This window comes from Lysinibacillus sp. NPDC093197 (genome assembly GCF_044754025.1).
Taxonomy (GTDB): domain Bacteria; phylum Bacillota; class Bacilli; order Bacillales_A; family Planococcaceae; genus Lysinibacillus.
In genome coordinates this window covers 75,376-91,060 of sequence record NZ_JBIVOH010000007.1, presented here as the reverse complement: position 1 = coordinate 91,060, position 15,685 = coordinate 75,376, and the positions used below count along the sequence as shown (strand labels likewise).

Genomic DNA, 15,685 nt, shown 5'->3' with positions numbered 1-15,685 from the left:
TCCATATAACCAAATAACAGCTAAACCTCCCACTACATCCAACGAACTGTCTACTTCTGTAATTTCCTAAAAAAGTTATAAATTACTTTTAAAATTTTATAAAATAATATGAACGAATGTTTTATTCGGTGCATCTAATCATTAAAGGAGGCATGGAGATGGACGAAATCGAACTTGCCAAACAAGCGATTAATGGAGATGAAGCGGCACAGCTACTGCTTTTACAAATATATAAAGAAGCTATGTATCGTGTTGCCTATAGCTATATGCAAAATGAACATGATGCAAATGATGCACTACAAGAAATGACGTATCAATGCTTAAAAAATATTCATAAAGTGCAGACGCCTCAGTATTTTAAAACGTGGCTCGTACGCATTGTTATCAATACATGTTTAATGATGAAACGACAGCAAAAACGTATTGTCATCACAGATGATATAGTGGATCAGCCCGAGCAAATGGCAGAACTATTTGAACTCAATGATGTCATTACAAAGCTACCTATTGAGCAACAGGAGCTCATTCATTTGAAGTACTTTAAAGATTTAAAAAACAGCGAAATTGCCACGTTACAAAAAATACCTGAAGGGACTGTTAAATCAAGATTACATAAAACATTAAAGAAGCTTCGTCATTTATTAGGAGAGGGGGGCATTTCATGAGTCAGTTGGACAATGACCAACAACAAAGATATATAGAATTACTTGAATCAGTGCCTATGGAAACATTGCAGTCAAATAAACAGTTCATGGCATACAAGCAATTAAAAAAGAGAACTCGCCATAAACGCCTTTTACAATTTACGGTTACTGCTGCTATTATCATGATTGCCCTTATTAGTTCCATTAGGGTATCGCCTGCTCTTGCTTATACGATGGCACAAATTCCAGTATTAAAACCACTTGTGGAAATGATTGCGTTAGATAAAGGCATTAAAGATATTATTAACAACGAATATTACGAGCCTATTAATGTGAGTCAAACGATTGATGGGAAAACCCTTACGATTACAAGTGTTGTGGCAGATGAATCAGGTATGATCATTTCCTATAAGCTTCAATCAGACGAAGACTTAGCGAATTTCACTGGCGTCTCTACAGAGGTCAAACAGCAAGGTGAACAAATCTATGCATCTGTAGGGAGTAGTTTGTCAGCACAGCCAGAAGGAACATTTGAAGTTGAAAATACAATTGAAGTGGCCGCAAGCCAAGGTATGAACTATTCATCACAAGATTTTGAAATTACATTATCGCTTCATGATCGTCCAGAAATAGTCTTTGACATACCATTTACATTAAAAAATGATATTAAAGCATCGAAAAAATACACTATTAATAAACAAATAACTGTCGATGGGCAAGACTTTACCATTCATGAGCTTATTATTTCTCCAATTAGATCTGAGTTGACAATGTCGATTGATTCATCAAATTCAAAGAAAATATTAAACTTTGGAGATATTCGCATCTATGATGAACATCAAGAGGAATGGGGCAAAATTCGAAACGGTTATTCTGGATTTGGTAATTACGAAGATAAGCAATTTAGTATCATGCTAGAGAGCAATTTCTTCCGTATCCCAAAAAGTATGACGATTGAATTTCGAGACATCGAGGCTATTGAAAAAGCTGATGAATCAGTAGTAATTGATTTTGATAAAAAGGAAATTATGACTCAGCCTAAGAATATTAATACCGAGCTTGAAATAAAAGATAACTTTGAAATTCAATATAAAATATTATCCTCCAATAAAAATGAACTTAGAAGCATGTTTAATCATTTAATTGACGCTAATGGTGAAACTTACTATTCAAATAGTGCAACGTTTTCTGAGCACGACAACTATTTATTAATTACACAAAAATTTGATATGGAGAATGTTAAAAATCTCCCAGTTAATCCTGTGAAGCTTGAAATTGCACGTTATGACCAATATTTAAATGGTGTTGGACGTATCCAAGTGGAACTTAAATAAATTGTCATCCTAAAGAAAAGCCGATTCTAATAATACCTAGAATCGGCTCTTCACATTATTCTCGTTCATTACTCTCATTTAAATTTTAATTTCATTTTCCTGTAAGGCCGTGCGCAGAAGTGGACTTGGTTCACCTACGCTGTAAAGCTGTAAATTATGCATTGCTCTCGTACAGGCCGTGTAGAAAACTCGGCGTAAACTCTCATCGCCATATATTTGCTCCGATGCATCATAGATAATGACAGCTTCAAATTCAATTCCTTTGGATAAATAAGAAGGTATGATGACAACCCCTTGCTCGTACTCGGGTGAGCCATTTTTTATAAGCTTAATACCCTCAATAGTAGACAAAGCTTCAAATGCACGCTTGCTCTCCTCCGCAGATTTACATATGATGGCGATACTGTTATAGCCATCACTTCGCAAAGCTTCGACTTTAGTCGTAATACAGTGGTGCAAAGCTGTGCGATCAGCTAATTGTGTCAGCGCAGGTAGCTCCCCATCGCGTTCAAACGGGATAATCCGTTCGCCATTAGGTACTAGTTTGCGGGTAAACTCGACAATCTGTTTTGTAGAGCGATAGCTACGAGTCATATTGATAACTTCTGTTTCATCTGGTCCATATAAGTTACTAAGAATATTAAAATCAATCATTTCACTCGCATGCGCGAAAATTGCCTGATTAAAATCACCTAATACTGTCATTTTCGCAAAAGGAAACAATCGCTTTAAAAACTCGAATTGGAATGGCGAATAGTCCTGTGCCTCGTCAACGAGTATGTGCTTAATCGAGCTATTTGTTTGAAAACCTTGAATTAACTCTTTTATAAATAAAAACGGAGTAGCGTCTTCGTAAAAAAGTTTATCTTCGTCTAGCATTTCCAGTGTCGCTTGGCAAATGGCCTCCCACTCCACTGGTGTTTCTCCTTCAATCCACTGTTTAATTTGCATAGGATCTATAAACAATTGTTTGTAAATTTCCTTAATGTCGATAAACTGTAACGCCCGAATTCGTTTCCGCAATGTCTTCAATTTCTTGGATACAATCAACCGCGCAAGTTTAGCAGGCTCCATCTCATAATCGGCTACTGTCTCTCTTGCAAAGCCCTTTCTTTTAGCTAAATAAACACGTGCCTTATGGTATTCCTCGTTGCTAAGCAGCTCAATTTCTTCTTGTACCCATTCCTTCTTCCATTCGACTTTTTCTATTTCTTTTATTTCCTTCAGAATCCATTCCTTTAACTTTTCCAATCGATTATGGAACTTAAGTGAAGCATCGCTACTATAAAATTGCTCAGCGATTTGTTGCGCGGTAATAATCGGCTGCCCTCTGAAGTTAATGCCCTTAAATATCATGCCGGAGTACTCCAGCGACTTTCTGTATGCTTTAATGACTTCAAAAAAACGAGTAGATGCTTTGAATTGGATGCTCGCCACTCTTGATTTATATGCGGGGCTATTTGCTGCAGTTAAAACATATTCCAATTGCTCGTAAGGATTTTCAACATAAAACTCCTTACTCAATCGGTGATGCAAGTACTCCTGAAATGTAACTTGCTGCATATTTTCTTCACCAAGTTCAGGTAGCACGTTGGACACATAGCTATTGAACATTGCATTAGGTGAAAATAAAATAATTTGATCCGCATTTAATCTATCCCGATATTTATAAAGCAAATAAGCTATTCGCTGTAAAGCTGCTGATGTCTTGCCACTACCGGCGGCACCATGAACTATAAGCAATCTCCCATGATCATGACGAATAATTCGGTTTTGCTCCTGTTGAATCGTCGCAACTATACTATGCATATGTTTATTTGTACCTTGCCCCAAAACTTGCTGTAAAATCTCATCTCCGATAGTGAGACTTGTATCAAACATCGATTGAAGAACACCATCGCGAATTAGATATTGCCACTTTTTCTCCAACTCCCCTTGGATAATGCCTTCAGGTGTCGTGTACTGGGCTGGACCAGGCGAGTAATCGTAGTAAACACTTGAGATAGGAGATCGCCAGTCATAGATAAGGAAATCTTCCCCACTCTTATCCATAAGAGAAGAGATACCTATATAGACCTGTTCCTGAGCTGACATACCTTCCTCTAAGAAATCAATTCGGCCAAAATAAGGAACCTTCTGCATACGGCGTAACGTAGACAATCTTTTAGACGCATGTTTGTGGGTACTTTGGCTAACGGATAGTGCTTGCGTTTCTTGTCTTAAGCCGATAATCGTCTCAAGATAATCGTCGAAAGTATCCATATTGACCTTTATTTCATCCCAAAAATGTTTGCGAATATTTACAACTTCGTTCTTACGCTGTAAAGTTTCTTTCTCCAACCTATTCAGTTGCTCTGAAATAGTCTCCATTACATTGTCTAATCGTTTTTGCTCCTGCTGAAACTCCGATTTCATCGCATTCACTCCTTAAAAATGTAAGTATAGGGGTTGACTTATAAAAAACAATGCTTTATAATTAAGATAGGGATAATATATCCTTTTAATAATAAAGTGCCTATCTATATAAATTTAACACATGTTCTTGTTTTTATCAATGGATTAACCATGATATCTATTTCTATATAAATAAACATTTAAAATAGCGTAACAACACTTCGAAATCTGTATTTAGGAGTGTTTTTTTATTTGCAAAAAAGCACCGATCTATAATCTAGAACGGTGCTTTTCTTTATTGTATCGCTCACTGCAAGCAATCGATGTTTAGTTACTCACTTTTTTAGTTTTTGGCACAAACCAAACAACAATAAATGCAATAATGGCTACGATAAGCATTGTGCAATAAGTCGTATTAGCTGCGGTAGCATAACCTTCACTTGTACCAATTGAAACCTTTGTTAATTGTATTGTATAAATAGTCACAATAACTGCTGTGCCAATTGCTCCTGCTAATTGACGAATCGTATTATTAACGGCTGAGCCATGTGAAGCTAATTCTTTTGGAAGTGCATTTAAGGCAGCTGTATTTAAAGGCATTGTAATAAAGGCTAGCCCAATTCGTAATATAATTGTGCGGACAAGTAAATACATATATGAAGTAGAGGCAGATAAATCAATCACTGCCCACATCGACAAAACGATTAAACTCATGCCCACTATAAATAATGGCTTTGCACCATATTTGTCATACATTTTCCCAGTTACCGGAGATAAACATGCATTTATTAATGCCCCTGGTAACAATAAAAGACCTGCTTCAAAAGCAGTAAAACCACGACCATCTTGTAAATAAATTGGTAGTAAAATTAAATCCGCATACATTAATATGGTAATGGCTATATTAACAAGCGTTGTCATTGAAAACATTTTATATTTAAATACCGTCAAATTTAATAATGGTTCAGCTGAAGACATTTGACGCTGACAAAATAAAAACGTCACAATGATCCCTAAAAGAAGGGATGTAATAACTAGCCAATCAGCCCAACCTCTACTTCCTGCAATACTGAACCCAAAAAGTAAAAATCCAAACCCGATTGTTGAATACGCAACACTTAATCCATCTAATTTTACTTTTGTCCCCTCAACAACATTAAATAAATATTTATAAGCAAACAAAATAATTAGCAAAACAAATGGAATTAAACCAATAAATAGCCATCTCCAAGACAAATATTCAACAAAAAAGCCTGAAACAGTTGGTGCAATTGCTGGAGCGAATATAATGGCGAATCCAACTTTCCCCATAACAGCTCCACGCTCTTCCATTGGATACAAAAAAACAATGACTGTCATCATTAATGGAATAATGATTCCTGCCCCAACTGCCTGGATCATACGTCCTGTCAGTAACATTCCGAAGTTCATTGCACTTGCTGCAACAATAGAACCTATTAATAAAAAAAGCATAGAACTGATAAACAACTGGCGAGTTGAATATCGTTTCATTAAAAAGGCAGTGATTGGGACTAGCACGCCATTCACTAACATAAAGCCTGTCGCTAACCACTGAATGGTTGTAGGGGTTACATCAAAAATAACCATTAAATCGCTAAGTGCCACATTTAGTAATGTTTGATTTAATGTAGAAAAGAAGCAACCTGCAATCATTACAAAAAGCAAAAGCTTTTTCGTTCGAGCAGATATTTCATTTTGCATAATAGAACTCCTAACGCTATCATAATTTTATCGACACATTGTCTAAAAAATATCTTAACAAGAAATTTGCTAAGTTGACCATGAACAATATAGGATTCACTGTCGACTACTAGACAATTTGAAACAAACTGTATATAAAATCTACTATGATAGACAGGAATGAGAAAAATGACTAAAAAAGAGGATCCACGTGCCATAAGAACACAGGAAATGCTTAAAAGTGCTGCCTTAACCCTCTTAAATGATGGACTATCCATTAATCAATTATCTGTGCAAAAGGTGACACAAAAGGCATTGTTAAATCGAACAACATTTTATTTACATTATCAAGATATTGATGGCCTAATTACACAATTAACACAGGAAATTTTACAGGAACTAACTGAAAAAATTGAAGCACTTATTCAAGTTCAGGACATCGACGAAAAAAAACAATTGATTCAATTACTAGATTATCTTTATACACAAAGACATCATCTACTCATTCTTTTTCAACTGGAACAATTTGAAAATCATTTATTCCAATTATTAAAAAAGTTAATCGAAATTCGCAGAAATAAAAATACAAAAACAACTAAAAAAGTCTATGTCGATTCTCAAATCAAAACAGCTTCGATAGTTGGCGTTATAATGTGGTGGTTAAAAAATGGGCTACATTTAAGTTCTGATTACATAGCAGAACAAATTCATCTTATGTATAAATCTTAATAAATATACAAAAATAGCAATAATTATGAATACAAGTTGGTATGTGTTACGCATGCTACAATTAATATATGAAGAACAGTTGGAGTGACGAAAATGAGTAAACGAGAACAACAAAAACAACAACGCCGTCAAAATATTATCCAAATTGCAAAGGATTTATTTTTGGAACATGGCGTTCAAAACATACAAATGCAAGATGTCGCAGACGCTTCTGGTGTTGGGATTGCGACAATTTTTCGTTATTTCCCTAAAAAAGAGTATTTAGTGATTGCAGCCTCAAATACTATTACTAATGATATGGCGACGCATATAGGACAAATTGTTGAGCAGACAATACCTGCGTATGAAAAAATCAAACAAATTTTGGATTATTATATAAGTGGAACAAAGGACCCTAAGCTACGGCTCGCAAAGTTTTTCGAGTCCTTTGATTTACATGAAAAAATTGCTACAGAATCGTCTGAGCAATATGCAGAGTATTTTTTTGCACGAAACAAATTGGCAAGTATTTTATTCACATTGGCTGACCAGGGAAAACAAGACAGCTCATTAAGACATGATATTGATTTAGATTTATTTATTATGACGATGGTGCAAAATTTTAGTTTATTTACATTTAAATCAAGCCTAACAACCCACGATCCAAACCTCTCCGAGTTGTTATCTACGGACAAGCAACTGGAGTTGATGAAAGATGTATTTTTATCTTTTATTCGACCACAATAAATGACGAACGTTTTGAATTGACATTCGATCGTGAAAGTTGTTAACTAGGAAGTAGAAAAGTGATAGTTAACTATCAAATTTTAATTTTTAGGGGGCTTTCTAAATGAGTCGTTTAGCAGGTAAAGTAGCAATCATTACAGGTGCTGCACAAGGTATGGGTGCTGCACACGCAAAATTATTCGTAGAAAACGGAGCAAAAGTTATTTTAACAGATTTAAATGAGGAAAAAGGAAATGCATTCGCAGCTGAATTAGGTGAAAATGCTATTTTCGTTAAACAAAACGTTACTTCTGAAGAAGATTGGGCTACAGTTATCGCGAAAGCAGAAGAAACTTTCGGTCCAGTAAACGTATTAGTAAACAATGCTGGTATTACTATGGCGAAAAATATGCTAGAAGTGACATTAGAAGAATACCGACGCATTGTAGACATTAACCAAGTGTCTGTATTTTTAGGTATGAAAACTGTAGCCGGTTCAATGGCGAAAACTGGTGGCGGTTCAATCGTCAACATTTCTTCAATGAACGGCTTAGTTGCTGGCGCTATTGGTTATACAGATACAAAATTCGCTGTTCGTGGTATGACTAAGGCAGCGGCAATTAATCTAGCACCAATGGGTATTCGCGTAAACTCTGTACACCCAGGCGTTATTGCAACACCAATGGTTGTACAAGCAGATACAAAAGCAGCAGTAGAAGAATTCTCTAAACATATTCCATTAAAACGTGTAGCTCAACCAGAAGAAGTATCTAACATGGTATTATTCCTAGCTTCTGATGATTCTAGCTACTCAACAGGTTCTGAATTCATTATCGATGGCGGCTTAACTGCACAATAATACTTGAAAATAAGAAGTCCGATTTTCTATTAAAGAAAATTGGGCTTTTTTTATGAGCGTGCTGTATATCTCCCATTTCCCCCTCATTTAGCTTCTTTGGCATAACACCACATGTTTTTATTCCAATTAAAAGGGAATCATTAAAGTAAGATGACTTTGAGGAGGATTCAAATGGAAAATAAAAAAACTGAACAATTAAAGAAACATATCATTGATAACCAAGGAAAACATGCCTTAACGACGAATCAAGGATTAAAAATGGCAGAGGATGAATTTTCTTTAAAAGCAGGTTTAAGGGGTCCTACCCTTATGGAGGACTTTCATTTCCGTGAGAAAATGACTCATTTCGACCATGAACGTATTCCTGAACGTATTGTTCACGCACGTGGTGTTGGCGCACATGGTATTTTTCAAGTTTATGAATCGTTAGAAGTATATACGAAGGCAGATTTCCTTACAAATCCCTCTAAAATCACACCTGTCTTTGTACGCTTTTCGACAGTGCAGGGATCTAGAGGCTCAAATGACACAGTGAGGGATGTGCGCGGCTTTTCCACTAAATTTTATACAGACGAAGGTAATTATGATTTAGTCGGCAACAATATGCCTGTTTTCTTTATTCAAGATGCCATTAAGTTCCCTGATTTCGTCCATGCAGTTAAACCAGAGCCACACAATGAAATACCACAAGGTGCTAGTGCTCATGATACTTTTTGGGATTTCATCGGGCAAAATCCTGAAACGGCTCATATGATTATGTGGCATATGAGTGATCGTGCCATTCCTCGTAGCTTACGAATGATGGAAGGTTTCGGCGTCCATACATTCCGACTTATTAATGCTAAAGGACAAGCCCATTTTGTGAAATTCCACTGGAAGCCTACTCTAGGTGTACATTCATTAGTTTGGGATGAGGCGCAAAAAATTGCAGGGAAAAACCCTGATTTCCATCGACTAGATTTGTATGAAGCAATTGAAAAAGGAGACTTTCCAGAATGGGAACTCGGTTTACAGGTAATTCCCGAAGAAGATGAGCATGCATTTGATTTTGATATATTAGATCCAACTAAATTATGGCCAGAGGAAGAAGTTCCTGTAAAAATAGTCGGCAAAATGACTCTAAATCGGAATGTAGATAATTTCTTTTCTGAAACAGAACAAGTTGCTTTCCATCCTGGGCATGTTGTACCTGGTATCGATTTCTCAAATGACCCTCTTTTACAAGGACGATTATTCTCTTATACCGATACACAACTTTCTCGATTAGGTGGGCCTAACTTCCATCAGATCCCAATTAATCAACCAGTCTGCCCTTATCAAAACAATCAACGTGACGGTATGCACCAAATGGCAATTTTTCGAGGACAAACAAGCTATCATCGCAACGGCTTAAATGACAATCAACCAGCTCCTGTTTCTGCCGAAGAAGGTGGCTACGAACATTATCAAGAAAAAATTGATGGCAATAAGATTAGAGGTCGTAGCGAAAGCTTTTTAGACTTTTATTCACAAGCGAAGCTCTTCTATAACAGTATGGCTCCTTTTGAGAAACAACATATTAAAAATGCATTTAGTTTCGAGCTTGGCAAATGTAAATCGAATGCAGTGAAAACAAATGCAATCGACCTTATAAATCATATAGACCATCAATTAGCTCAAGAAGTAGCCAACAATATTGGAGTGGCATTGCCTAAGACAAATCTTGAAGTACAATCAGATAAAAAATCGCCTGCACTCAGCATGGTTAATACGATCTTTAAACCAGATACGAAAAATGTCGCGATTTTATTGAATGGGAAGCCTCAGGAATCCCTTCTAACAGAATGGGTTCAGACTTTGGCTAAACAACATTTAAATTATAGTATCGTCGATGAAAAGGTATCTCAATTCGACGATTCCCTTAAAGTAACCGACACTTATGACACAACAGACCCAAGCCTTTTTGATGCTGTTTTAGTCATCAGTAGTGAATCTCCTATTCAAACACCTGTGCTAGAGTTTATGGAAACAACCTTTAAACATAATAAACCTTTAGCCTTTGACCTTAATGATCCTCAAGCATTAAATTCTTGCAGGATAAAACTTGAGGGATCGGGAGTCTACAATTTAAAAGACTCTACAATTGAATCCTTTATTGAAGGCATAGCCCAAGGTCGATTCTGGGATCGATAAAACGAAAAAACAAAATAAAGCCTATCCAAAACTCAGTAGTTTGGATAGGCTTTATTCATTTGTAAGGAAAACAGCTGGGATAATTGAATCGGTTAACAGCAACGATGTAACAGATTCAATTGTTAATGGTAAAATATTAATGAAAAACAGAGAAGTTTTGACGTTGGATGAAGAGAAAATAAAATACGAAAGTAAGCTCGCAATGAAGGAACTTGCTATTCGTGCAAACATTTAACCCTTTATTTAGAGGGTTAACAATAATTGAGGTCTAAAATATGTTAACAAACACACTTCTATTAAGTATTGTTTTATGTTCCAATTTAGTGATTGGCATTCTATTAGGGATGTCCGGAATTGCAGGATTTCTTCTCCCGTTAATCTATGTAGGTTTTTTAGAAATACCTGTCCATGATGCACTTGCATTGAGCTTTTTAGCTTTTGCTGTTTCAGGTGTACTTGGCGCTTATTCCTATTGGGAATCTAAAAACATGGATTTAAAATTAGCGCTATTTTTAAGCATCGGTAGCCTTCCTGGCGCGTTTTTAGGTGTTCAAATCAATGTGCTAATTTCTGATTTTCTAGCAAAACTGCTTCTGTACTTATTTATTCTTGTCGCTGGATTGTCGATTATTTTTAAGAAAAACAATGAAAATGCACTTATAAAAAAATCGAAAGCTTTGAATCATCCTTTTATTGTCGTGATTATCGGTTTTTTAACAGCAACTATTTGTGCATTAACAGGCGCTGGTGGCCCTATTTTATTAGTACCATTACTAGTTAATCTTGGTGTCAATATTCGTGTGGCTGTAGGTGTTAGTCTTTTAAATTCCGTATTTATCGCTATACCATCTATATTTGGATACTTTGCATATGCCAATGTAGAAAGTATTTATAGTTTAGTAATTGCTAGTTTAATCGGCGTAACGATTGGAATTCTCACGGGTACCCGCCTTGCCAATAAAGTACCTATGCACTTGTTAAAAATAATGATTGGTGTTATCACTATATTGTCTTCACTTTATATGCTCTTTACGTTAAAGTAGGCGCAAATTGGAGTAAACAAGAAAAGTGTTAGATTGACTAAATGTCAATCTAACACTTTTTTGTATTGGTCTTGAATTATCTTGCTGTAGCTCCACCATCAATAACGAACTCTGTTCCTGTTGTGAAAGAAGATTCATCAGATGCAAGGAATACAACTGTATGTGCAACTTCTGTCGTATTCCCCATTCTACCAAGTGGATATGCGTTATTTAATTCTTCTGTTGTACGACCAGTCGCTTCTGAAGCGTAGTCTGTCATAGCAGTTTCAATAAATCCTGGATGAATAGAGTTAACACGAATACCTTTACTAGCAAATTCAATAGCTGCATCTTTTGTCATAATACGCACAGCACCTTTACTTGCCCCATAAAGTGCATGTCCTGGAGCTCCAAATAAACCAGCAATCGATGAAGCATTGATGATAGAACCTTTATTTTGTTCTGCCATCACAGGGATGACATGCTTCATGCCTAGAAAAACACCTGTTACATTAATAGACATTAAACGATTCCATTCATCTAATTCTATTTCAGTAAGTGGTTTAATAATATAGATTCCTGCATTATTAAATAAGACATCAATTTTATTAAAATGGCTTCTTGTTTCACTAACAACCAATTTCCAATCATCTTCGCTGCTTACGTTATGTTGCACGAAAATAGCTTCAGCACCCATTGCTTGAATTTCTTGAGCAGTGCTCATAGCGGCCTCTTTATTAATATCCGTAACGACTACCTTTGCCCCTTCTTTCGCAAATTTTAATGCTGTTTCCTTACCAATTCCTGTTCCCCCACCAGTAATAATTGCAACTTTGTTTTGTAATCTCATACTAAACTCTTCCCTTCTTTAATTAAATATATTGATTTAAATTATAACTACGCTGTCTTTTTTCCATCTGGATTAACAAACAGCAAGAATAATATTGCACACAATAGGATTGCACCTGACACTACTAAAACGGAGTTATTATATCCTTGAATAATATTATCTTTTGATAAACCGATAAGGAATCCAGTAGCTACAGGGGCTATCATTCCACCTACATTTTGAAATGACATTAATATACTTGCCATAAGCCCGCTTCGCTCCGGAACTAATTTCATCATAATTTGTGGACCGATTGCGAAGTTTGCGCCTGTTAAACCATATGCTGTACCGAATGCTATGACACTCCATACGGGATTTTGTATAAATACCACTGAAACAAGCATCAAACTGCCAATAATAGCTGAAGTGCCCGTCACAAATACGCGAGAGAAACGCCAATTTTGAGTTTTTGCTAACACTTTATCTGAAATCATTGACACTAAAAAAATTATGGCAGCAGAACTTATTCCAATTATTGAAACAGCAACACCCATTTGATTAGCAGTCATGCCTATTACTTTAGTTAAATAGTTTGGCATCCATATTGCAGTCCATACGACAAATATGAAAGATGAGAATGCTAGAAATAATGTAAAAATAGAAGTTGGTGAGAAAATTGCCTTTACTACTTCTTTACCACTTTTCTTTTGCAGACTTTTTTCAACTACATTTTTTGCTGCTGCCTTTTGCTCTGTATTTGTACTAGAAGGGCTCTCTTTTGTAGTAAATATAAATAGGAGAACCCATAATATACTTACTCCGCCAAACACGGCAAAGGCTACCTTCCATCCGAATGTTGTCAGTCCAATAATGACAGGCGCTAAAACTAGTCCTCCTGCTGTAGCCCCTAAAGTAAACAAAGAGCTTGCGACTCCACGTTTTTCAGCTGGGAACCACTTATTAATATGGCTCATCGCCACTGGTCCAAATGGCCCTTGGAATATTCCTAGTAGTACTCTATAGAAAATCAGTGCACTGAATCCATTAATCGCAAGCGCACCAAATTGGATAATACCCCACGATAATATAAGTACGGAAAGTACCTTTTTTGTTCCAAAACGGTCAGAAATTGCTGCACCGATAATACCAGCTATCGGAAATAACCAATAATAAGCACTTCCCACTACGCCCCATTGGTTAGAATTCAAACCAATATCTTTCATAATTAAATCTGCTGAAAGACCGATAATATTTTTTCCAGAGAAATTAATTAAATTTCCAAAAAATAAAAATGCAATAATACCCCAAAGAACCCAGTTATATTTCCTGCTCGATTCCAATGTTTTGTTCATCTAGATGTCCATCTCCCCAAAAACATTATTCATGAAGTTAACCTCATATTAGAAAACAGTAACAATTCTTTTAATTAGGATTCGGACATAAATTTCTTCTATTTATAGTCGTTTAATAAAGCGTTTTTAATTTAGTACCATCACATATTTTTACATGCCCAAGCGATTTGGCTATACTGAAAATAGTGCATCTTTACCACTCACTAATAGTTATGTGATATTTTATAAACATAATTAGGATTGATATCCATATTCTCTATATTAAAAACACTTTGACGAACGTCTCTAATTGTTGAAATTATACCGAAGAGTGATTCCTTGAATTAAAAGTAGTCACAATTTGTTCACAAATAATATTTTACAATGTCACAACCAACTAGAACTATCCTATAAATTAAGGGTAAATTTTTATTTCACCCCCTCAATCTATAGGGAATTTAAAAGGAGAGACTAAAAAATGCAATCTGATTCACTTCCCTATAGTGATATATCATTTGAGGAGTTTAAAATCTTTCTAAAACAACATAAAACGAAACTTCAAATGAATATTAATGTGCAAATAAGATTAGAAGCTAGCCTATCAAAAGAGGAACAATCTATTATTGAGTTTCTAGCAAGCTCATTTTTAGAAATTTTAACTGGACAGGATGACAATAAAGTTCAAACCGACCTCGACCCTCTTTTAACTATTTGGATACAAACATATTCAATGATTTTGGATTATCATTACTTACACCTATTCCATGTTATTTTGGAAAAGGCTTTTGCAAGTTTGTTAGTAAATTTAGCAGACGCAAAGGCATATGCGTATATGTTTTACTTACCTACTATCGCTTCTAAAATTTCTAGTTTATTTTCTAATTGGAAGAATGCCGTTCATACTTTAGATCATTTTCATTCCCATTCTTCGCAGAGTTTGTTACTTTCATATTTAGAATTATTTCCGATTAAACAAATTTTTCTTGTTCAAAATCACAGTAAAACAAGCCCTGTCATATTCGGTTGGGGAAGAACAGATCAAGAAACGATTCAAAGAACACCTTTATACCCACTTGAAGTAACTAATAATGCTCAATTCAACGAGATTGCCAATCATTCACTATCTTTAACAGTTGGCGAAACTAGCTTATATCTTTATCCAAAAACATCATTAGAAATGGAACAAGAAGCAACAATCCAAAATTATTTATTACGTTTTAACGACTTCGCTAGCTATAATGCTCAATATGAAAAAACGCAGTTAAATAAACTGAAAGTTCTTGATGAGCTTAATAAGGTTCTTATAAGCTACTCTGGAAGAAATGACTTCATCAAAATAATTAAAGGCTGTGAAGAACTACTTAATTTTAAAAGATGTGTGTTCTATGCATATATCCCTTGGTCAAGCGAGTTTAAAGGGGTTATAGGTGAGGAATTATCAAAGGTTCAAAAAACACAAGGATACGTATATCCGAATCAGCTTTTTCATTCCATGCTAATTACTAGAAAGCCAGTATTTATTAAAAATCCTATCCATTCTGTAAAACGTGAGACAATTGAGTTATTTAGTCTATCTTCACTAATTGTTGCACCAATATGTTATTACGAGGAAGTTCTCGGTTGGGTGACTTTAGATCAGGTAGGACTAGAGTTTGATTGTACGCAAGAGGATTTACAACTTATTGAGGAAGTTTGCAATAGAATTGGGTTATTTCTTAAAAATTTCGATCACAATGTTTCACCTACTAATAATTTCGAATTAACTGATCGCGAGTTAAGTGTATTAACTCTCCTAGCCGACGGATACGATAACAAAAAAATGGGTGAGTTTCTCCATCTAAGCGAGCATACAATTAGGGATTACATAAGTAGTCTTATGTTAAAATTAAAAGCTAAAAATCGTACCCAAGTAGTGTCTGCTGGTTTCCGTCTTGGATTATTAACCTAATGTCGAAGCAATATCAT

12 protein-coding genes are annotated in these 15,685 nt (G+C 35.5%); 8 read left to right on the top strand and 4 right to left on the bottom strand.

Annotation, left to right across the window (positions count from 1 at the left end):
- Window positions 1-158: 158 nt before the first annotated feature.
- Window positions 159-665, top strand: coding sequence for a sigma-70 family RNA polymerase sigma factor (locus ACIP9G_RS17240; protein WP_401020975.1), 507 nt, complete (start codon window positions 159-161; stop codon window positions 663-665).
- Window positions 662-1,978 carry a DUF4179 domain-containing protein gene (locus ACIP9G_RS17235; protein ID WP_401020974.1) on the top strand — a complete coding sequence of 439 codons (1,317 nt, stop codon included), beginning with the start codon at window positions 662-664 and terminating at the stop codon, window positions 1,976-1,978. The genes ACIP9G_RS17240 and ACIP9G_RS17235 overlap by 4 nt, the downstream gene beginning before the upstream one ends.
- A 78-nt stretch (window positions 1,979-2,056) precedes the next feature.
- Here ACIP9G_RS17235 and helD read toward each other — a convergent pair whose 3' ends face one another.
- Window positions 2,057-4,393 (bottom strand): RNA polymerase recycling motor HelD, encoded by a 2,337-nt coding sequence (gene helD, locus ACIP9G_RS17230; RefSeq protein WP_401020972.1) that lies wholly within the window; start codon window positions 4,391-4,393, stop codon window positions 2,057-2,059.
- Window positions 4,394-4,699: 306 nt separating this feature from the next.
- Window positions 4,700-6,094, bottom strand: a complete 1,395-nt coding sequence (locus tag ACIP9G_RS17225) for a DHA2 family efflux MFS transporter permease subunit (RefSeq protein ID WP_401020971.1) — start codon at window positions 6,092-6,094, stop codon at window positions 4,700-4,702.
- Window positions 6,095-6,262: 168 nt separating this feature from the next.
- Between ACIP9G_RS17225 and ACIP9G_RS17220 the strand changes: the two genes are divergently transcribed.
- From ACIP9G_RS17220 to ACIP9G_RS17200, 5 genes are all read left to right on the top strand, one after another.
- Window positions 6,263-6,802 (top strand): TetR-like C-terminal domain-containing protein, encoded by a 540-nt coding sequence (locus ACIP9G_RS17220; RefSeq protein ID WP_340821613.1) that lies wholly within the window; start codon window positions 6,263-6,265, stop codon window positions 6,800-6,802.
- A gap of 93 nt (window positions 6,803-6,895) precedes the next feature.
- Window positions 6,896-7,528, top strand: a complete 633-nt coding sequence (locus ACIP9G_RS17215) for a TetR/AcrR family transcriptional regulator (RefSeq protein ID WP_340821612.1) — start codon at window positions 6,896-6,898, stop codon at window positions 7,526-7,528.
- Between the two features lie 103 nt (window positions 7,529-7,631).
- Complete coding sequence (locus ACIP9G_RS17210; protein WP_340821611.1) at window positions 7,632-8,366, top strand: glucose 1-dehydrogenase; 735 nt, start codon at window positions 7,632-7,634, stop codon at window positions 8,364-8,366.
- Between the two features lie 171 nt (window positions 8,367-8,537).
- Window positions 8,538-10,538 (top strand): catalase, encoded by a 2,001-nt coding sequence (locus ACIP9G_RS17205; protein WP_401020969.1) that lies wholly within the window; start codon window positions 8,538-8,540, stop codon window positions 10,536-10,538.
- A gap of 275 nt (window positions 10,539-10,813) precedes the next feature.
- Complete coding sequence (locus tag ACIP9G_RS17200; protein ID WP_401020967.1) at window positions 10,814-11,581, top strand: sulfite exporter TauE/SafE family protein; 768 nt, start codon at window positions 10,814-10,816, stop codon at window positions 11,579-11,581.
- 76 nt (window positions 11,582-11,657) lie between these two features.
- Here ACIP9G_RS17200 and ACIP9G_RS17195 read toward each other — a convergent pair whose 3' ends face one another.
- A complete protein-coding gene (locus ACIP9G_RS17195; RefSeq protein WP_340821604.1) occupies window positions 11,658-12,410 on the bottom strand; it encodes an SDR family NAD(P)-dependent oxidoreductase in 753 nt (250 codons plus the stop codon).
- Between the two features lie 47 nt (window positions 12,411-12,457).
- Window positions 12,458-13,741, bottom strand: coding sequence for an MFS transporter (locus ACIP9G_RS17190; protein WP_401020964.1), 1,284 nt, complete (start codon window positions 13,739-13,741; stop codon window positions 12,458-12,460).
- Window positions 13,742-14,198: 457 nt separating this feature from the next.
- Here ACIP9G_RS17190 and ACIP9G_RS17185 point away from each other — a divergent pair, with 457 nt between their 5' ends.
- Window positions 14,199-15,668 carry a LuxR C-terminal-related transcriptional regulator gene (locus ACIP9G_RS17185; RefSeq protein ID WP_401020962.1) on the top strand — a complete coding sequence of 490 codons (1,470 nt, stop codon included), beginning with the start codon at window positions 14,199-14,201 and terminating at the stop codon, window positions 15,666-15,668.
- Window positions 15,669-15,685: the final 17 nt, after the last annotated feature.